The following is a 265-nucleotide window of genomic DNA, read 5'->3' on the forward strand; positions in this document are numbered from 1 at the left end:
GCCGATAACAAGGCCCGTATCCTGCGCGTCCTTGCACCACTCGGCGTGCTGCTGCCAAACGGTCTCGGCCTCAATGTTGATGGCAAAGATATCGGCCGCGCTTATTTCGTACGCTGCTTTGAAGACGGCTGCTACGCAGAGGTTATCCTTGATGATGCGCTGATCGACACATTGCGCAAGGGTAAAGCTGCAACCTTCATCGTCTTCCAGACACCGGAAGAAGGCGTTGGCATCCCTGTTGAGCTACAGGGCTTCAGCGACGGCT

1 protein-coding gene is annotated in these 265 nt (G+C 56.2%); it reads left to right on the plus strand.

All coding sequences use genetic code 11. The features are described from left to right. On the plus strand, positions 1–265 hold a 265-nt coding region (locus HBA93_RS21595), incomplete at both ends, for an invasion associated locus B family protein (protein WP_221724616.1).

It is taken from the genome of Ochrobactrum sp. SFR4 (assembly GCF_019730395.1).
GTDB lineage: Bacteria > Pseudomonadota > Alphaproteobacteria > Rhizobiales > Rhizobiaceae > Pseudochrobactrum.